The following is an 18,409-nucleotide window of genomic DNA, read 5'->3' on the forward strand; positions in this document are numbered from 1 at the left end:
CTGCGGTTTCCGGGCTATTCGGCGGGCAGGACCGTGGTGTCCGCGCGGCGGGACACGATCGGGGCGTCGACGTCTTCGCGCCGCCAGGTCACCTGGTGGGGGATGGGACCACCGGGCAGCCAGGGCAGTGCCTCGACCGCGTCGGCGACCCGCCAGGTGCCGCGCTCGATCACGCCGACGGCGGCGTCGATCACCATGTACTCCTGGGTGGGTTTGTGGATGGGCTGCGATTCGACCCAGACCACGATCCATTCTCCGGGCGCGAACCCGACCCGCTGCTGGACCGCCTCGATCAGGTCGAGGTTGTGCAGGTGCCCGTCGCCGAAGTTGAAGCCGATCAGCGAGTTGCAGGCGAACTCGGCTTCGCGCACGGTCCAGCGGTCGATATCGGGAATGTGCTTGTACAGCAGGGAGAACAGGCCGCGGCCCTGACTGTGCATGGAGCGCCAGCCGATGGTCTGCTGCATGGTGATCTCGGCGACGGTCGGCTCGTAACCCATGGCCTGGAGCTGCTCGAGCTGGTTGAGCGTGGGCCGGTGCTCGATGGTGTTCAGCTTCTGCTCCGCTCCGGGGGCGAAGGCCCACAGCGCCGAGGCCCAGTTGCCCGCGTACTGACGCATCGACGGCAGGAACGACACCAGGTCCGGGCGCAGGTTCCCGACGATCGGGAAGAACGCCAGCGCCACGACGATCGCCAGGGTCAGCCACGGCGAGGACATGTCGAACACCGCGTACCCCTCCCCGTTCGGGTAGCCGAGGAACAGGAACACCGTCAGGTAGGCGAACAGGATGTTCCATTCCAGTGGCACCGCCAGCGGAAAGGTTGAGGTGATGAACAGGTGGAACACGACCATCATCGCCACGCCGGCCAGGGTGAGCCAGTGGTTGGTGGAGAACAGCAGCACGATCGGGGTGACCACCTCGACGGTGGTGCCGCCGACGTGCGCCATGAACGCGGCGAGCCTGGACGGGCGGATGTCGTGCGGGAAGTCGCGGTAGTGGGCGCGCTTGACCGATCGGAACGGCATGGAGGGGCTGTTGGACACCATCGGCGGCACGACATTGGTGAAGTGCTTGCCGAACTTCGACACCCCGGCGCCGACCCATACGATCACGATCAGCAGCTTGGCGGCGATGATCATGTCGGTGAACGGCAGCAGGGCGAAGAACACCAGCGCGGGCAGATATTGCTCACCACGCGCGGCCAGGAAGATCGTCTTGTCCCGCAGCCCGCACAGGATGTACAGCGCGATCGCGGCGATGAGCAGCGCGGGGCTGATCAGCCCGGAAGTGTTGTCGGGCAGGCGTTCCAGCAGCGACTGCGACGGGCGTCCGGGTGCCAGCAGCGCGAGCCCGAGGGTCGCGAGGAACCCGAGGTACAGCACGACATCCAAGGGTGTGCGGGTGTTGCCCGCGGTGAACGGCACCCGCCGCCACGGTCGTAGCCGGATGGTTCCCGGCCGGGCGAAGAACAGCACGCCACCGGTCATCGGCTTGAATTTGCCCGCCAGCGGACCCCAGGATCCGGCCACGCCGATCGCCTCGAGCAGGACGGTCCACACCACCAGCTTCTGGTAGACGATCGGCTGATCCCACCAGGCGCCGATGTCCCAGAACGGGCCGGTTCCCGAGGTCAGCGTGGACACCAGGACGCCGCCGAAGATGTAGAGCACCAGCAGTTTCAGCACATAGACGGTGTGGATCATCTTCGGTGAGCCGAAGCCGTATTCGACCCAGTGCAGGGCCAGGGTGCGCACACGGTCGCGCAGTGGCAGATCGAGAAATGTCTCCGTATCCACCGGGGGGAAATCACCTGTTTTGAACCCCATTGTTCTCATGCCTTTCTTGTCGTGTTCCGGGCGCGCGCGACCGCGACCGGAATTGCCTCGAATTCCGAATTACCTTCCGGTGGAGGGTGTTCAGGCGGTCGTCGCGAGCGCGCGGAGCCGGTTCTTGTCGATCTTGCCGACGGGGTTGCGCGGCAGTTCGGTGGTGAGCACGATCGCCGCGGGCACCTTGAACGCGGCCAGCCGCTCGCGGCAGTGCTCGGTGAGTTCGGCGGCGGTCACGGCGCCGGTGGTGACCACGTGCGCGACCGGCACCTCCCCGAGCACCGGATCGGGCGCTCCGACCACCGCCGCCTCGTGCACGGACGGATGGGTGTAGAGCGCGTTCTCGATCTCCTTCGGGTAGAGGTTCTCCCCGCCACGGATGATCATGTCCTTGATCCGGTCCACCAGGACCAGGTAGCCGTCGGGGTCGAAATAGCCGATATCGCCGGTGTGCAGCCGGCCGTCGATCACCGTCTTCGCCGTCTCCTCGGGCTTGCCGAGGTACCCGCGCATGACATTCGGTCCGCTGATCACCACTTCGCCGCGTTCCCCGGCGGGCTGCGCGACGCCGTCGAGGTCGACGACCTGCACGGTCTGACCGGGCAGTGGCAGGCCGACCGTGCCCGGCTTGCGTTGTCCCGACGCCGGATTCAGTGTCGAGGCGCACGTGCCCTCGGACAACCCGTAGCCTTCCACGACCGGGACACCGAAACGGTCCTCGTATCGGGCGATGAGCTCTGCGGGCATGGGTGCCGCACCGCAGATCGCCAGCCGCAGCGAGGAGGTGTCGGGACACAGCTCGGCGCGCTGGGCCACCAGCATGGCGTAGATGGCGGGCACGCCGGAGAAGTAGGTCGGGCGGACCCGCTCGACCAGGTCGAAGAAGCCGGTCGCGGAGAACTTCCCGGCAATCGTGGTGCGGCCACCGGCCAGCAGCGGCGACAGCACGCTGACCACGATCCCGTTGACGTGGAACAGAGGCAGGATCAGCAGACTGTGGTCGGTGTGGTCCAGGCTGAGCGCGCCGATGACCATCGCGCACATGGCGGCGAGGTTGTCGTGGCCGAGTAGCACGCCCTTGGGGCGGCCGGTGGTACCGCTGGTGTAGATGATCAGCGCCAGACCGTCGCGAGGGGCCACTGCCGCGACCGGGCCGGCGGAATGCGCCAGTTCGGCCACGTCGAGGGTTGTCCCCGCTCGGTTGGGGTCACCGACGACCACCAGTGCTCGCGAATCGGCGATCTGAAAGCTGATGTCGTCGTCGGTCAGTCCCGGGTTCACCGGTGTCACCGCCGCACCGAGTTGCCAGGCGGCGAACAGCACGACCACGAGGTCGACGCGGTTGGGCAGCACCACCGCGACCACGTCACCCGCACGCACACCCGCCTGGCGCAGCACCGAGGCGGCGCCGTGCACCCGGTCCCGGAACTGCGCGTTCGTCAGCGCGGTGGTGTCGTCGGCCAGGCACGGCGCGTCCGGCGCGGAAACCGCTCGGGTGGTGGGCAATTCGACGATCTGTCGCATGATTCCTCACGAGGCTGATTGTGATCTGGGTTACATCACCCACGGTAGGGACCGGCCTCGGTGGCGGCTACGGGCCGGGAGACCAGCGTTGCGAGCCCCCGTTGTGCCACGGGTACAAACAGCCTGGTCGGCGGGTAGGCGCGGGGTAGTGTCGGCGCCCATGGCCCCCGACTACGACGCCCTTGTCCGCGAGGTGGCGGGCCGGATCAAGGCGGATCTGGACCGGCTCACTCCCGCGATGACCACGATGTTCGCCGACACCATCCCGGAGTTCCGCCACGATGACGAGGTCCGCCGACTCATGGTTGCGAGCACCGAGTCGAACCTCACCGCCATCATCGACATCCTCACCCTCGGCATCGGGCTCGACGACATCACCGTGCCGCCCGCCGCCGCCGAGTACGCCCGCCGCTTCGCCCAGCACGATCTGTCGCTGGAGGCGCTGCTGCGGGCCTACCGGCTCGGCGAGCACATGTTCGTGCAGTGGACGATCACGCTGCTGACCGAGCTGGCGCCGCCGACCGCCATGGCGCTGGCGGCCGCCGCACGCGTCGCCGAGCTCGTCAACAGCTACATCGATCAGGTGATCGAGGGCCTGATCGATATCTACGGCACGGAGCGACGCCGCTGGGACGCGCGCACCGATGCCGCTCGTGCCGCCCAGGTCCGCGCGGTGCTCGACGCCGAGGAGCTGGATCTGGCCTCCGCGGAGCAGATGCTGTCGGCGTCGCTGCGCGGCTGGCACCAGTTCGTGCTGCTGTGGACACCGCCGGGAACCGCCGACCCGGGGCCTGTGTTGCGAGCCGGCATCCAGGTGCTGGCTGCGGTGTCGGCCCGTTCGCCCATGACCGTCGAAATCGACGAGCACACCCGCTGGGTGTGGCTGGCTTCGACCGGCAGGCCTGTCCTCGACACCGCGCGGCTGGTGCGGGAGCTGCGCGCGACACCGATTCTCTCGATGGCCGTGGGGGATCCCGCGACCGGGCTCGCGGGATTCCGGCAGAGTTTCCACGACGCACAGCGGGCTCGCTCGGTGGCGGTGGCCGCCCGATCCCGCGGTGTGCTCGCCTACGCGGACGTGGCGCTGACCGGGCTGCTCGCCGATGACGTGACGCGGGTCCAGGCCTGGGCGGCGCGCGTGCTCGGCGGACTGATGGGCACCGACGAGACGGCGGCCAGGCTCCGGGAGACGGTGCGCGTATTCCTCGACGCGCGAGGCAGTTACACCGATGCCGCCGCTCGTCTGCACGTTCACAAGAACACCGTGCACTATCGGGTGCGCAAAGCCGAGGAGGTGCTCGGGCATCCGCTCACCGAGCACCGGCTCGACATCGAGGTGGCGCTGCTGGCCTGTGTGCAGTTGGGTCTGCCGAGGGCCTGAACCGTCGTGGTGCCGACGACCGCGTACATACCCGATGAGGGGTGGAAACGGCCGTCACCATTTGTTGTGGATTCCTCCGAGGATTGTGCGGCGAGCGAAATGGGAACGTCAAAACCTCGCCCGGAATAATGAGCTTCGAGCGTCGCCGTGATCTGATCGAGATGTCCCGAGGTTGGGATGTTCACGAGCACAATCGAGGAAGTACATATGAACGCCAAAATCAGCCGCCCGCTCGCCGTTGCCGCGCTCGTCATGTCGGCCGCCGCGCTGAGCGTCGGCACCGCCACCGCCGCCGCGCCTGCACCTGTTTCGGGTTCGGTCGAGGTCTGCCTGCCGCTGCCGCTGGGGCCGCTGGAAGTGAGCTTCTGCCTCTGATCCGCCGGACCGTGCGGCGGGTGTGGGCGAGCGTCGGGGCGCCCGCACCTGCCCGCGCCCGGTAACTACGAACTCGGGTGGGAAGGATTCACTATGGCTGTTACGACCTCCATCGAACCGTTCTTGACCGCCGCGGGCCGCCCGGTGTCGACGCCCCTGAGCGATGTGCGCGCGATCTCGCGGCAGATGGTTGTCCATTTCATCGAAAACGTCGTCCCCTGCGGCACACTGCCCGGTGAAGCGCTCGACGGCGATATCACCACCGTCACCAGGATCTGCCTGGAACTCACCCGAAGCATGCTCGACGGCCGTGATCTGCCCGGCCGGGTGGAGCGCGTACAGGCTGCCGCCGCCGACTGGGCGCGCGAGGGCATTCCGATCGACACCATCCACCACGCCGTGTACGAAGGCTTCAAACTCGGCTTCGACCTCATCATCACCAATGTCGCCAACCATGATTACGACACCATGGTCGGCGTGGTACGGCGGCTGATGGACGCCCAGGACATGATCACCGCCGCGGTGTCGGCGGCGTATGTGCGGGAACTGCGTGCTGTCGTCAGCGAGCACCATACCGCCGTGCACACCCTTACCTCGGCGCTGCTCGGCGGCCAGAACACCGCGACGATGGCGCGGGAATGCGGCATCGAGATCGACGCCGAGTATCACGTCATGGCGCTCGAACTTCCGCCCCATGCAAAGGAATCGGAACCGGGGTTGAACGCGAAAGTAGTCGCCCGACGCAAGCTGCGGCGAGTCCAGGCAGAACTGGCCGACCGGTGCGACGGCAAGGCGCTCTCGCTGCTCAGCGTGGATGGTGGCACGTTGCTGCTGCCTGCCTCCGAGTTCGCCGGAGCAGACCTCGACGAGCTGGTGGCACACCTGTCCGCGGCCGCCCAGGTACCGCTGCGCGCGGTCGTGACGACGGCCGCGCCGACAGAGATCCCGCGCGCCGCCGAAGAGGTTCACGAACTCGTCGAAATAGTGCACCGCCTCGGCGGGCCGAGCAAAGTCTACCGCCCGCACGAATTGGCTTTCGAATATCAGCTCACCCGACCGGGGCCCGCCCGCGACTATCTGAGTTCGGTTGTCGATTCCCTCGAGCCGCATCCTGAATTGATGCAGACCCTCGAGGTGTATTTGGCGACGAATATGCAACGTGCGCGCACCGCGCGAAAGATGTTCATCCACACCAATACCGTCGATTACCGGCTGAAGCGGATCACCCAGATGACCGGATTCGACCTCAACGACATCACCGGGCTGTGCTATCTGCGCGCGGCCCTGCTGATCCGGGCGCACCGCAGCACGAAAACCACCGAAGTCCCCGAAGATCCCGGCTCGCGCGCGAGCTGACACCGTCGCGACACGGGACACTGCGCCGAGACCGTCGGCCCGCGAATTCATCCGACACCTCGCCGCTGTTGCGGAAGTCGGTCAGCGGCCCGGCTCCGGGATGTCGAGTTCGATGTCACCCAGGGGCAGGTCGGCCAGTGTGAGAACGCGATGGAGGGAGTGGATTCCGTGGGGGAGGTGCGGCGCGTGAGTCGCGGCTGCGGCGGCCACGATCGCGGTCGCGCGGGATTGGTTTGTTCCGCGTGCCCAGCGCGTGGTCCCGTCGTGGCCGCGGGCCAGCACGATCCATCGGTCGGTCCCTGGGAAGTGGAGTCCGCGTGGCGCTTTCGAGGCGCCGGGCAGCCAGGTGAGTGCGGCGAGTGCGGTGGTGGCAAGTCGGGAATCGAGACCGAAGAACGTGCGGACAGCAACGTCGAAGTCGCGCTGGAGGGTGTGCTGGTCGGCGAAATCGAGTCGGTAGAGCCGCCGTGGTCTCCGGTGCCCGGGTAGCACGAAGGTCTCGGGCTGTGTGTAGTTGCGGATGTAGCCGTCGCCGTCGCGGAAGTGCTTGCCCAGCAGTCGATATGACCATTCGACGGCGGCAGCGCCGTGATGTTCGCCGGCGCCGAGGAACACGGCGAGGTCGATCGGGCCCGGCGAGGTTCGGTGGACTGCTGCTGCGAGCAGGTTGGTGAGCCCAGGGGCGAGGCCGACCTCGACGACGACCGGGGATCCCACGTTTGTCCGTGCGAGGTCGTCGAGATATTCGGAGGTGGCCGAGATTTCTATGAACGCGGACCCGTGGTCACCGGCGAGGGCAGCCAATCGTGGATTTTCGGCTCCCGAGGCGTTGACTGTCACATCGGTGCCGGGCAGCGCCGCACGATAGGCCGACAGCCGAGGGTCTTGGAGATCGATGACCGTGTCCGAGCGTGCCGGATCGCGGCCGGCGACGACCACCGCGTCTCCTCGGCGGCGGAGCTCGGTGACGAGATGGCCGCCTACGGCACCGTAGCCGCCGAGCACCAGGACCCTCATCGGTTTGTTCCGGGCGAGGAGGCGTCGAGACGCGCGGATGGGTCGGTTGATTTCCTCGCTCGTAGTACGCCGACGCCGACGAACCCGTAGACGAGACCGGTGCCGATCTCGGTGATCGCGCTCAGCCAGGAGAACCAGGTGACGTTGGTGTGCGGCAACGAGATATAGCTGTCTTGATAGTCGGCCCAGAATGTCGGTAGCAGGTGGGCGTAGGTGAACACGGCCGCGCTGCCGAAACCGATGCCGATCGCCGCTTCCGGCGCCCGGTACCGGTGAGTCATCGTCATCAGAACGGCGACGGCGACAAGCACTGCCTGCACGTTGCCGCCGATCATGATCGACATCGGCGAAGCGTCCATGCCGCGCCGCAGATGATCCAAGCCGTGGACGCCGAACCCGATCGCGAACGTCACAGCGGTCAGTCGCAGGTTTCGTGTCCGACGTCGATTGTCTTGGATGGCCATTACCTACCTCGATACCCGGTGCAATATGTCCATACTGTTTTGCAATATGAACGTATCGTGGCACAGTATGCTCGTATTGTCTATGGTTGATTCGTGCAGCCCACGTCGCCATTTCCCCTACCGGCAGGCCCCGGCCCCTCGGCCGCGGACCGGATCCGCGCTGCCGCGTTGAAGTGCTTCGCCGCCGACGGGGTTTCGGCAACCTCGCTTCGTGCGGTGGCGGAGAAGGCGGGGGTGTCGATCGGGCTGGTGCAACATCACTTCGGTACCAAGGCCGGACTCGTTGTCGCTGTCGACGAGTACGTCCTGCGAGTCGTCGCGACAGCGGTTGCGTCTCGGCCCCTACCGCCACCACCGGAGGATTCGCTCGGCGAGCTGGGGCATCGAGTCGCTTCGATCATGACCGACCATCCCGAGGTCGTCGACTACATCGCGCACGCGTTCGTCGAGGGCGACACCATCGGCACGACCATCTTCGATGGACTGGTCTCCATCAGCACCACGCAGTGGCACCAATTCGATGAACAGGGGCTGCTACGACCCGATGTCGACCGCACCTGGGCAGCGCTGCATCCATTGATCTTGGTCATCGGTACGGCTGTGTTGCGGAAACAGATCGACCGGCACCTACCCGAGCCGCTCACCTCACCAGCACAATTGCGCCGCTGGGACGATGCTGTCGCCCAGCTCCTGCACGGCGGATTGTTGGCCGACCCACCCCCGGCGGCGGCCGGCGATCCTGCTCAGCGGGTGGACTGAAATACGCGGGCCGCTACCCGACTTCGGGTCGGCCGACGATTGGCAGTGTTCACAGTTGGTGCGCCTGTTCTTCGGTAGACCGTCAAGCATCCGGAGAATCCTCGTTCGGCCACGACCCGGTGCGCGACTATGACTTCTGGTGCAGTGCCTGACGAAAGGCGCCGTCGCGGCACAGTGGCCGGGATGCGTGGGCACTTCCCGGCAGCGTGGCCGGGCCGAGAGAGGCGCAGAGATGTCGAGTGATGTCGTGGACGTGACCGTGGACTTCGCCGTTGCGAGGCAGGCGTTGTGGGAGGTGCTGCTGGAACCGCAGAGCTATCCGCGGCTGTGGTCCGGCATCGGGGGATGCCAGCGGTTGACCGGTACCGAGGGAGACACGAGGTGGCAGGTCCGCATCGGCGACGCGGATGTCGGCGTGCGCACCGTCGATCTGGCCTTGCGGATCGGTCGCTGGTACGAGAGCTTCGAACTGCACAACCCGGAGACGGGCAGTTTCGCGCTGATCCGGCTCGCCGGTGACCAGCAGCGAACCAGCGTGAGCGTCACCGCCTTCGCCGCGCCGCGGTTGCATCCGGCGCTGGCGGAGGCACGCGACGCCGAGACCGTCCGGTGGATCAGGGCCGGGCTGCGGCGTGCGGTCGATGTGGTGCGTGGGGCGCAGACATCGGTGGTGGGAAACGGCGACCGGGCGCCGATCCGTCGCAAGTCCGAGCTCGTGCGCTGGGTGGTGAATTCCGGGCTGGTCGCGCCGCCGGTGACCTCGGCGCGGCAACTTCGGTCGTTGTACCGGTGGGGTTTCAACCTGGCGGGCGGTTACGCGGCGGGCGCCGCGCACAGTCCCGACCAACTCGCCCTGATCGACACCGTCAGCACGGCCACATTCGCCGAAACCGACAAGCGCACCACCGCGCTGGCCGGTGCGATGTACGAGGTCGGATTGCGTGCGGGCGACGCGATCGGGTTGCTCGCCGCCAACCACTGCGGCATGGTCGAAACGATGGTCGCGGCGGGCAAGCTGGGCGTGGACGTCGCACTGCTGAACGCCGGCCTGTCGGGCAGGCGGATCGAGGAGATCGTGCAGCGGCACCGGCTCTCGGCGTTGTTCGTCGACACCGACCTCAACCACCTCGTGCAGTATCTGCACAACGGCGTGCCGCGCTTCGTCACCGACGACCTGCCCGCGGACCCGGGGCGGATCACCATCGAGGATCTGATCGCCATGGGCCACACGACTTTTCCGGTCCCCACGGTGCCCGGTCGGCAGATCGTGCTCACGTCGGGAACCAGCGGCACGCCGAAGGGCGCCAGGCGTCCGCATCCGAAGGGATTCGACACCCTGGTCGCGCTCCTGTCGCGAATCCCGATCCACGTGGGCAGCACGATGATGATCCCGGCGCCGCTGTTCCACACCTGGGGTCTCTCGGCACTGCAATTGAGCACCGCCGTACGGGCCACCGTGGTGCTCGCGCAAGGATTCGATGCCGAGGAATGCCTTCGTCAGGTCGCCGAACACCGGGTGAACACCCTCATCGCGGTGCCGACCATGATCCAGCGCATGGTCGACCTGCCCGCCGCGGTGCGCGCTCGCCACGACCTGAGCAGTCTGCGTCACGTCGTCAGTTGTGGTGCTCCACTCGTCGCGGCGACCGTCGATCGCTTCCTCGAGGACTACGGTGATGTGCTCTACAACCTCTACGGTTCCACCGAGGTCTCCTGGGCCAGCGTGGCCGCGCCCGAGGACCTTCGTGCCGCTCCCACCACGGCGGGCCGCCCGCCGCTGGGGACCCGGATCGCGATCCTCGGCGCCGGCAACCAGCCGGTGCCGATCGGGGTGACCGGACGGATTTTCGTCGGCAACCACATGCTCTTCGACGGCTACGTCAACGACACTCCGCCCGAGGAGGCCGACGGCATGCTGAACACCGGTGACCTGGGCTACCTCGACGCGGAGGGCAGACTGTTCGTGGCGGGACGCGACGACGAAATGATCATCTCCGGTGGCGAGAACGTCTTCCCACGTCCGGTCGAAGAGGCTTTGTCGTATCTGCCGCAGGTCAGCGATGTCGCGGTGGTGGGGGTACCCGACCGTGAATTCGGTCAGCGATTGGCCGCATTCCTCGTCAAACATGAAGGCTCCAGCCTGGATTCGGGCATGGTGCGCACCTACGTCCGCAACCGGCTCAGTCGCTTCTCGGTCCCGCGCGATGTCACTTTTCTCAACTCGCTGCCGCGCGGGGAAACCGGCAAAGTGCTCAAGCGCCTGCTCGTCGATCCCGCGGGTTTTCCCGACTGAACGATCGAATTCCGTTCACTCGATCACGAGGCATGCGGATATCCGATTTCGGAGATGTCTTGGGCCAGGTCCGCCAGGGTGGCCTCTGGGTTCAACGACGACACGAGTTCCTGGTCCAGCGGCCGCAAGGCATACACGTCACGCACCGCTTCCAGGTCCACAGAGATCTCGTAATAGTCCTCGGCGAAGCGCTGGAACGCTTCAGGTGAGCGGTCGACCAGTAGTTGGAACAGATATGTCGCCCCGTCAGGGTCGGCATGGTCCGGGGGGAAGTCGATCGTGCCGTGGTGCCACTGATCATCCGTCGTCTCCCGCCACAAGCAGGCCGTCACAGCAAGCACGCCGTCTTCGTCGGTGAATGCCGGCTCCTCGACCAAGGGCATGAAGACATCGGGAACTTCGTCGATCACTCCCGGCCAGGGCAGGCGGTCATGGCCATACGGGCTCATCGGCGACTCGTGGCTGAAGCCCCGGGCATATACCCCGGCCACCGAGAAAACGATGGAGTATTCGTCTCCGGACCCGTTGCGCATCGAAGCCATCTCCTGGCCTTCGGCCCAGGCGCCGTTGAAGGAGTAGTACCGGCTTTCCCAGTCCGGGCTCAGGATCGCGTCGAGCATCGCAAGCGCGCGGCACAGGTCCCGCAGGTCGGCGATGGCAGGAAGCCGGCGGGCTACGTCATAGACAGTCACGCGCTCATCCAACCGGATCCCTCCGAGACCCGGCCGCGGTGCGGAACAACTTGTGCCGGCGAGGGAGAGCCGACGCGGCAGTAATCGACGCACAAACGATGCATTTTTGGGAAAACGGTGTCACAATCGTGGCGTGAATGCAGAGCGAGCTGCGACCGCGGCCGGACCTTGTGGACTCTCCACCGACGACGGCTCGACGCAGTTCGCGCAGTGGCTCGCGCATACACAGAGGTCGGTACGCGATCACGTCGATGAGTTCGTCCGGGCGCGTTGCGCGGCGGAATTGGACCCGGCGGGGTTCTCACTGCCAGGTCGGCTGATGGTCGACTTCGCGTCGGGTGGCAAGTGCGTGCGGTCGGTGTTCGTCTATCTCGGTTGGCTGTGTGGTGGCGGCGGCGAGTTCGAACCAGCGCTGCGCGCCGCCGCAAGTGTGGAACTGCTACACGCGTTCGCGCTCGTGCAAGACGACGTGATGGACGAGTCCCGTGTCAGACGGGGGCGCCAGTCGACCCACCTGCGTCTGGCCGCGTGGCATGCCGAGCAGGGGTTGTCGGGATCGGCGGCCCGATTCGGCGAATCCGCGGCGATCCTCCTCGCCGACCTGTACCTCGTGTGGGCCGAGCGCATGTTGCGCGAAAGTGGCGTCAGCACCGCCGCGTTGGGCCGGGCATGGCCACGCTACGACGCGATGCGCAGCGAACTGGCAGTAGGCCAGCTCGCGGACCTGTCCAACGACGCGAACCGCTTTCCGTCCTTGACCGCGGTAATGGACATCGCACGTCGTAAATCGGGCAACTACACCGTGCGCCGACCCCTGGAACTCGGTGCGGCGATGGCCGACTGCGACGACACCGTGATGGATGTTCTCGGTGCCTACGGCGTACTGGTCGGAGAAGCATTCCAGCTTCGCGACGACCTGCTCGGCGTCTTCGGCGACCCGTCGACCACCGGAAAGCCTTCCGGTGACGATATCCGAGAACGCAAGGCGACCACGTTGATCGCACTGGCGGATCAGCTCGCCGGGCCGCCGGACCGCGCCCGGCTGCGAGATCTCTGGCGGGAAGAGCTGATCGACGAGCAGGGCGTCGCCTTCGCACAGGCGGTGATCGTCGACAGCGGCGCGCGGCAGTGCGCCGAGCGGATGATCCGCGACCGAGTCGAACACGCGCGTCGGCTTCTCGACCGCGCCGACCTCGAACCGTCGGTGGCCGACGCGCTGCACCGAATGGCGCTGTTGTGCACCGACCGTACGTCCTGACCGGCCAGCGTGCCACCGAGAAGTCCGACTGGAAGGTAGAGATGCGAACGATACCGGGAAGAACCGATGAGGTTGTCGTCGTCGGGGCCGGTCTGGCTGGTCTGGCCGCCGCGCTGCACTTGGCGGGGCGCGGCCGCGGTGTCACAGTGGTGGAGCGCGACTCGGTCGCAGGCGGTCGAGCCGGGCGGCGCGATATCGACGGTCTTATGCTCGACACCGGGCCGTCGGTACTCACCATGCCCGACATCGTCGCCGACACCCTCGCCGCGGTGGGGGAGAGTCTCGACTCCCGGCTGGACTTGCTGCCGGTCATCCCGGCCTACCGCGCGCACTTCGCCGACGGCAGCGGGCTGGATATTCACAGTGACGCCGCGGCGATGGAGGAATCGGTCGCGGCATTCGCCGGGCCCGAGGAAGTCGCGGGTTACCGCCGATTGCGGGCGTGGTTGAGCGAACTGTATCGCGTCGAATTCGATCGGTTTGTCGCCACGAACGTCGATTCTCCGTTCTCTCTGCTCACACCGGCGCTCGCGCGGTTGATCGCGTTGGGCGGCTTTCGTCGCCTCGACCGGGCGGTCGGATCTTTCCTGACCGACGAACGGCTGCGGCGGGTGTTCACCTTCCAGTCCCTCTACGCGGGTGTTTCGCCACAGCGAGCCCTGGCGCTGTACGCGGTGATCTCCTACATGGACACCGTGGGCGGTGTGTACTTTCCGCGCGGCGGAATGCGTGCGCTACCGGACGCCCTGGCCGCCGCAGCCGTGGATGCCGGTGTGCGGTTCTGCTACGACGAGACCGTCCACGACCTGGAACGGAACGGTTCACGCATCACCGCTGTGTTCACCGAAAATGGACGCAGAATCCCTTGCGACGCAGTCGTTTTGGCGACTGAACTAGCCACAGCCTACGAATTGCTCGATCGCTCTCCGCGGCGTCCGATCAGCTGGCGACCGGCACCGTCCGCGGTCGTCATGCATGTCGGCTTTCCCGCCGGCGTGCCGACCGCACATCACAACCTCGTCTTCGGTGCCGCCTGGAAACAGACCTTCGACGAACTGATCGATGGGGGAGAGTTGATGACGGACCCGTCGCTGCTGGTCACCCGGCCCACCGCGACCGACCCTGCCCTCGCCCCGCACGGGCAGGACCTGTTCACCGTTCTCGCTCCGGTGCCCAACCTGTATCGCGGCAAGGATCTGGACTGGGATCGCCGAGCCACCGCTTACAGCGAGGAACTCGCGGCGATCGTCGAGGACCGGTTGGTTCCGGGCTTCGTCGAGAACTCCACGATCGTGCATGTGGACACCCCCGCCGATTGGCAACGGCAGGGCATGCTGGCCGGTACTCCGTTCTCGCTCGCGCACACTTTCGCCCAAACCGGTCCGTTCCGTCCCGCGAACATGCCACGCGGAGTGACCAATGCGGTGCTGGCCGGCTGTGGCACCGTTCCTGGTGTCGGCGTGCCGACGGCACTGTTGTCGGGTCGTCTCGCCGCCGACCGCGTGACCGGCACCGTGACTACCTCGCGGTCTTCGTTTTCCACCGCGACCAGGGACGGAGGACGATGACTCGCACCGAACTCGACGCCGCAGGTATCCGTGACGCGGGGTTGCGCGCGTCCTATCAGAGGTGCAGGGAGCTCAACGCCCGGCACGGGCGCACATTCTTCCTCGCCACCCGGCTGCTCGCGCCCGCCCAGCGTCCCGCCATCCACGCGCTCTACGGTTTCGCCCGATGGGCGGACGACATCGTCGACGAACCCCCGACCGGCGACGCCACCGGTTCTGCGGCGGCACGCCTGGACGCGGTGGCGAAGACCATGCGCGACAGTCTTCGCGGTACCCACGACGACCCGATCCTTGCCGCGCTTGCCGATACCGCCGCCCGATACGAGATCGAGCACGCGCTGTTCGACGATTTCCTCGACTCGATGCGGATGGATCTGACGGTGACCGACTACCCGGATCGGGCCGCGCTGGATCGCTATATCCACGGTTCGGCAGCGGTGATCGGCCTGCAGGTACTGCCGGTGCTCGGCACCATCGGCCCCCGACCCGAGGCCGCGCCCTACGCGGCGGCGCTGGGAAAAGCCTTCCAGCTCACCAACTTCCTTCGCGACGTTGCCGAAGACCTCGACCGTGGCCGGGTGTATCTGCCTGCCGACGAGCTGGCTGCTTTCGGTGTGGACCGCGCCCGCTTGCAGTGGTGCCGGACCAATCGGCGCACCGACCCCAAGGTGCGGTCGGCGCTGGCCGCTCAACACGCCGTCGCCCGGGACTGGTACCGGTACGCCGATGCCGGAATCGCGTTGCTGCACCCGGTATCTCGACCGTGCGTCGCCACCGCGGCCATCTTGTATTCGGAGATTCTCGACCGGATCGAACAGAGCGAGTTCGCGGTGTTCACCGCGCGAGCGACCGTGGGCAATGCGCGCCGGACTCGCGTCGCCGGTTCGGCGCTGGCTCGTGCGTTGTGGGCGCGGCGTGGTAGTCGGGCACGGGCACTGACCCCGACCGAAGCCTGATCTGTTCGGGTCGAACCCAAGATGCGGATACCGCGGGCCCCGATCCGAGGGTCCGAATCTTCAACCTTTCGGCGTGCTGTCGGGGGTGCGTTCCGCAGTACTCGTGATGTTGCGGACCATGCCCCCGAAAACGACGCTGTGGAAGGGGCTGATCGCCTTCCAATACAGGTGCCCGGCAAGTCCGTGCGGTTGAAAGATCGCGCGTTGGCGGTATCGGGAACCACCGTTCGGGGTGGGTTCGACACCGAGCTCGAGCCATGCCAGGCCCGGGACCCGCATCTCGGCGCGAAGGCGCAGCAGGTGTGGCCGGTCGATATATTCCACGCGCCACCAGTCCAACGCCTCGCCGGAGTGCAGGCGCCGAGGGTGTTTGCGGCCGCGGCGAAGTCCGACACCCCCGGCCACCCGGTCGATCCAGCCGCGCAGCGACCAGGCCAGCGGGAACGAATACCAGCCGTTCTCACCGCCGATGGATTCGATCACCGCCCACACCGTGTCCGGATCTGCGGAGGTGTGATGTTCGCGAATGTCCTCATAGAGGGAGCCGCCGGACCAGTCCGGATCGGTGGGTAAGGGGTCGGAGGGTGCGCCGTAGGTGCTGGCATCGGACCAACGGGTGGGCACCTCGGCGTTGCGGATGCGGGTCAGCGCCAGCTCCACGGCACATCCGTACCGGGTGAGGCCCTCCGGCGGATCCGAGATGTATGCGGCGATGTCGTGCTCGCCGCAGACGACCTCGTGAACGAGCGACTCGATGAGCGGCACTGCGAGCGCACGGGGCACCGGGGTCACCAGATTGACCCACTGCGCCGACAGCCACGGCGTGAGCACCGGAACCGGCAGCACGACTCGACGATTCAGCCCGGCCACGACGGCGTATTCGCGCATCATGGTCAAGTAGGTCATCACGTCGGGTCCGCCGATATCGAAGGCGCGGTTGACCTCGGCGGGCAACTCCGCGGCGTGCACCAGGTAATACAGAACGTCTCGAACCGCAATCGGCTGAATCCTGTTGTGAACCCACCGCGGGGTGACCATCGCGGGCAGGCGCTCGGACAGATACCGCAGCATCTCGAAACTTGCCGACCCCGATCCGATGATCACCGCCGCACGCAACTCCACAGTGGGAACACCGGATGCACGCAGGATCTCGCCGACCTCGGCACGGGAGGCCAGGTGGCGAGACAGTTCGGTGTGTGGCGGGACGATCCCGCCGAGATAGACGATGCGACCGACCCTCGCCGACAACGCTGCCGCCCCGACGATCTGGGCGGCTTCACGGTCGATATCGGCGAAGTCGCGGCGGGTCAACGAGTGCACCAGGTAGTAGACGACCTCCCGACCGGCCACCGCCGCGCGCACCTGGTCGCTGTCGGTGACATCGCCCTCGACCACCTCGACCCGATCGAGCCACGGCACTTCGGCCAGTTTCGCCGGTGTCCGGGCGACCACCCGGACATCATGACCGGCCTGAAGCAATTCGGGTACCAACCGGCCACCGATGTAGCCGGTCACCCCGAAGATCACACACCGCATGCTGATTCGCGACTAGGGCTTGGGGCGATCGACATCGCCGCGCCACGCTCCGGTTTCCGACCCACGGCTTTCGATGAAGTCTTTGAAGCGGCGCACGTCCCCCTTGATACGACGATCGAGCACCCCGGTCTTGTCCGCGATGTTCTCGACGAAGCCCTCCGGATCGATGTCCATCTGCACGGTGACCCGGGTCGTCGAGTCGTCGAGCCGATGAAAGGTGACCACTCCGGCATGCTGCGGTCCATCGTCGGATTTCCAGGCGATGCGTTCCTCCGGGTGCTGCTCGGTGATGGTGGCATCGAATGTCCGGGTAGCTCCGGCGATGTCGACGGTCCATCGGGTGTGGGTGTCGTCGAGTTGTTCGATGCGGTCGACACCGTGCATGAACTGGGGGAACGATTCGAACTGGGTCCACTGGTTGTAGGCGGTCGCCACCGGCACGTGCACGTCGACGGCTTCGATGACAGTGCTCATTCTCGGCCTCCTCGGGGTTGAATTCGTCCAGCTAGCGGTCGAGTGCCCACTTGCTTCGAATCCACACCGATTGATGCATATTCGCTTCAATGCCGACGACTACTCCCACTGGCGAGGAGCCTTGTTGTGCGGCGGCAGCGCCCTCCACGCCCAGATATTTGAATCCTGTTCAGAAAATCCTTGACCGACGTCGCCGAAGCCGCTTACGCTCAAGTTACTGAATCTGATTCAACAACTCGGGAGGTGTGATGGTCGGCAATCGGCGCGGTGAGGCCTCGCGTGCGGCGCTGCTCGCGGCAGGCAAGGCGGCGTTCAGCAGCGACCGCTACGAAGAGGTCTCCATCGTCGACCTGGCGCGCTCCCTGGGGGTGGCAGCGGGGTCGATCAGCTACCACTTCGGCGGGAAACGAGGCTTCTACCTCGCGGTATTGGAGCAGGCCGCCGAAGAGTTCTGGGGAGATCTGCTGGCCATGCGCGGCCCGGCGCTGGATCGGCTGAACCGGGGCATAGACCGGCTGCTCGATGAAGCCGAGCAGCAGCCGCGCGCGTTCGAAGCGCTGTTCGCCGATGTCGCCGACGCCGAAGTGCGTCAGATCCGCGACCGGCACCGCACCCAATTGACCGAAGCTCTGCTCATCGAGGTGACCGGCTCGGACTCGTCACCGGTGTTGCGGGCGGCGATAAATGGCTTCGTGTCCTTCATCGAAGGTCTGGTCCTGCACTGGTCGCGCACCCGCGAGATCAGCCGCGAGCAGGTCAAAGACCTGGTCGTCGGCAATATGTTCGGCACGATCCTGGCCGCCCTGCGCACCGACCCCGATATCGAGCTGACCCAGCGGGCGATCGACGCCACGCTGTCGGATCCCCAAGCATTGGCCTTTCTGGGCTCCCTGTCCACCATGTCGAAGACGACGGAGTGATCAC

16 protein-coding genes are annotated in these 18,409 nt (G+C 66.5%); 9 read left to right on the forward strand and 7 right to left on the reverse strand.

What is annotated here, in order from left to right; translation table 11 throughout:
* Window positions 1–14: 14 nt before the first annotated feature.
* Both AB0F86_RS06070 and AB0F86_RS06075 read right to left on the reverse strand, forming a co-directional pair.
* A complete protein-coding gene (locus AB0F86_RS06070) occupies window positions 15–1,829 on the reverse strand; it encodes a DUF3556 domain-containing protein (protein WP_356982350.1) in 1,815 nt (604 codons plus the stop codon).
* 90 nt (window positions 1,830–1,919) lie between these two features.
* Entirely contained in the window at window positions 1,920–3,356 is a 1,437-nt protein-coding gene (locus AB0F86_RS06075) for an AMP-binding protein (protein WP_356982352.1), read from the reverse strand.
* A 160-nt stretch (window positions 3,357–3,516) separates the two neighbouring features.
* Here AB0F86_RS06075 and AB0F86_RS06080 point away from each other — a divergent pair, with 160 nt between their 5' ends.
* From AB0F86_RS06080 to AB0F86_RS06090, 3 genes are all read left to right on the forward strand, one after another.
* A complete protein-coding gene (locus AB0F86_RS06080) occupies window positions 3,517–4,737 on the forward strand; it encodes a helix-turn-helix domain-containing protein (protein ID WP_356982353.1) in 1,221 nt (406 codons plus the stop codon).
* Between the two features lie 207 nt (window positions 4,738–4,944).
* Window positions 4,945–5,112, forward strand: a complete 168-nt coding sequence (locus AB0F86_RS06085; protein WP_356982354.1) for a hypothetical protein — start codon at window positions 4,945–4,947, stop codon at window positions 5,110–5,112.
* Window positions 5,113–5,205: 93 nt separating this feature from the next.
* Window positions 5,206–6,468, forward strand: a complete 1,263-nt coding sequence (locus AB0F86_RS06090; RefSeq protein WP_356982356.1) for a helix-turn-helix domain-containing protein — start codon at window positions 5,206–5,208, stop codon at window positions 6,466–6,468.
* Window positions 6,469–6,549: 81 nt separating this feature from the next.
* Here the strand turns inward: AB0F86_RS06090 and AB0F86_RS06095 are convergent, their stop codons facing one another.
* Window positions 6,550–7,485 (reverse strand): hypothetical protein, encoded by a 936-nt coding sequence (locus AB0F86_RS06095; protein WP_356982358.1) that lies wholly within the window; start codon window positions 7,483–7,485, stop codon window positions 6,550–6,552.
* Window positions 7,482–7,898, reverse strand: coding sequence for a hypothetical protein (locus AB0F86_RS06100; protein WP_356982360.1), 417 nt, complete (start codon window positions 7,896–7,898; stop codon window positions 7,482–7,484). Before AB0F86_RS06100 ends, AB0F86_RS06095 begins: the two co-directional genes overlap by 4 nt.
* A gap of 144 nt (window positions 7,899–8,042) precedes the next feature.
* Here AB0F86_RS06100 and AB0F86_RS06105 point away from each other — a divergent pair, with 144 nt between their 5' ends.
* Together AB0F86_RS06105 and AB0F86_RS06110 are read left to right on the forward strand one after the other, a co-directional pair.
* The gene (locus AB0F86_RS06105; protein WP_356982361.1) at window positions 8,043–8,708 is read left to right on the forward strand and encodes a helix-turn-helix domain-containing protein; all 666 of its coding nucleotides are present in this window, start codon (window positions 8,043–8,045) and stop codon (window positions 8,706–8,708) included.
* A 232-nt stretch (window positions 8,709–8,940) separates the two neighbouring features.
* Window positions 8,941–11,001 (forward strand): AMP-binding protein, encoded by a 2,061-nt coding sequence (locus tag AB0F86_RS06110; protein WP_356982362.1) that lies wholly within the window; start codon window positions 8,941–8,943, stop codon window positions 10,999–11,001.
* Window positions 11,002–11,024: 23 nt separating this feature from the next.
* Here AB0F86_RS06110 and AB0F86_RS06115 read toward each other — a convergent pair whose 3' ends face one another.
* Window positions 11,025–11,693 carry a hypothetical protein gene (locus AB0F86_RS06115; protein ID WP_356982364.1) on the reverse strand — a complete coding sequence of 223 codons (669 nt, stop codon included), beginning with the start codon at window positions 11,691–11,693 and terminating at the stop codon, window positions 11,025–11,027.
* A 319-nt stretch (window positions 11,694–12,012) separates the two neighbouring features.
* Here AB0F86_RS06115 and AB0F86_RS06120 point away from each other — a divergent pair, with 319 nt between their 5' ends.
* The 3 genes from AB0F86_RS06120 to AB0F86_RS06130 are packed head-to-tail and all read left to right on the forward strand — an operon-like array spanning window position 12,013 to window position 15,475.
* A complete protein-coding gene (locus tag AB0F86_RS06120; RefSeq protein WP_356982365.1) occupies window positions 12,013–12,951 on the forward strand; it encodes a polyprenyl synthetase family protein in 939 nt (312 codons plus the stop codon).
* A gap of 41 nt (window positions 12,952–12,992) precedes the next feature.
* Window positions 12,993–14,519, forward strand: a complete 1,527-nt coding sequence (gene crtI, locus AB0F86_RS06125) for a phytoene desaturase family protein (RefSeq protein WP_356982367.1) — start codon at window positions 12,993–12,995, stop codon at window positions 14,517–14,519.
* Window positions 14,516–15,475 (forward strand): phytoene/squalene synthase family protein, encoded by a 960-nt coding sequence (locus AB0F86_RS06130; RefSeq protein WP_356982368.1) that lies wholly within the window; start codon window positions 14,516–14,518, stop codon window positions 15,473–15,475. Before crtI ends, AB0F86_RS06130 begins: the two co-directional genes overlap by 4 nt.
* 60 nt (window positions 15,476–15,535) lie before the next feature.
* Here the strand turns inward: AB0F86_RS06130 and AB0F86_RS06135 are convergent, their stop codons facing one another.
* A complete protein-coding gene (locus AB0F86_RS06135) occupies window positions 15,536–17,011 on the reverse strand; it encodes an SDR family oxidoreductase (protein ID WP_356982369.1) in 1,476 nt (491 codons plus the stop codon).
* 12 nt (window positions 17,012–17,023) lie between these two features.
* On the reverse strand, window positions 17,024–17,485 hold the full coding sequence (locus AB0F86_RS06140; protein ID WP_181696183.1) for an SRPBCC family protein: 462 nt from the start codon (window positions 17,483–17,485) through the stop codon (window positions 17,024–17,026).
* A gap of 248 nt (window positions 17,486–17,733) precedes the next feature.
* Here AB0F86_RS06140 and AB0F86_RS06145 point away from each other — a divergent pair, with 248 nt between their 5' ends.
* A complete protein-coding gene (locus tag AB0F86_RS06145; protein ID WP_225280152.1) occupies window positions 17,734–18,405 on the forward strand; it encodes a helix-turn-helix domain-containing protein in 672 nt (223 codons plus the stop codon).
* The last annotated feature ends 4 nt before the right edge of the window (window positions 18,406–18,409 follow it).

The organism is Nocardia sp. NPDC023733, from assembly GCF_040639775.1.
GTDB classification, from domain to species: domain Bacteria; phylum Actinomycetota; class Actinomycetes; order Mycobacteriales; family Mycobacteriaceae; genus Nocardia; species Nocardia rosealba.

Bases quoted from the DNA above. Each gene is read 5' to 3' on its own strand.
- AB0F86_RS06070 (WP_356982350.1), bottom strand. From the start codon at position 1,829: ATGGGGTTCAAAACAGGTGATTTCCCCCCGGTGGATACGGAGACATTT.
- AB0F86_RS06075 (WP_356982352.1), bottom strand. From the start codon at position 3,356: ATGCGACAGATCGTCGAATTGCCCACCACCCGAGCGGTTTCCGCGCCG.
- AB0F86_RS06080 (WP_356982353.1), top strand. From the start codon at position 3,517: ATGGCCCCCGACTACGACGCCCTTGTCCGCGAGGTGGCGGGCCGGATC.
- AB0F86_RS06085 (WP_356982354.1), top strand. From the start codon at position 4,945: ATGAACGCCAAAATCAGCCGCCCGCTCGCCGTTGCCGCGCTCGTCATG.
- AB0F86_RS06090 (WP_356982356.1), top strand. From the start codon at position 5,206: ATGGCTGTTACGACCTCCATCGAACCGTTCTTGACCGCCGCGGGCCGC.
- AB0F86_RS06095 (WP_356982358.1), bottom strand. From the start codon at position 7,485: ATGAGGGTCCTGGTGCTCGGCGGCTACGGTGCCGTAGGCGGCCATCTC.
- AB0F86_RS06110 (WP_356982362.1), top strand. From the start codon at position 8,941: ATGTCGAGTGATGTCGTGGACGTGACCGTGGACTTCGCCGTTGCGAGG.
- AB0F86_RS06120 (WP_356982365.1), top strand. From the start codon at position 12,013: ATGGTCGACTTCGCGTCGGGTGGCAAGTGCGTGCGGTCGGTGTTCGTC.
- crtI (WP_356982367.1), top strand. From the start codon at position 12,993: ATGCGAACGATACCGGGAAGAACCGATGAGGTTGTCGTCGTCGGGGCC.
- AB0F86_RS06130 (WP_356982368.1), top strand. From the start codon at position 14,516: ATGACTCGCACCGAACTCGACGCCGCAGGTATCCGTGACGCGGGGTTG.
- AB0F86_RS06135 (WP_356982369.1), bottom strand. From the start codon at position 17,011: ATGCGGTGTGTGATCTTCGGGGTGACCGGCTACATCGGTGGCCGGTTG.
- AB0F86_RS06140 (WP_181696183.1), bottom strand. From the start codon at position 17,485: ATGAGCACTGTCATCGAAGCCGTCGACGTGCACGTGCCGGTGGCGACC.
- AB0F86_RS06145 (WP_225280152.1), top strand. From the start codon at position 17,734: ATGGTCGGCAATCGGCGCGGTGAGGCCTCGCGTGCGGCGCTGCTCGCG.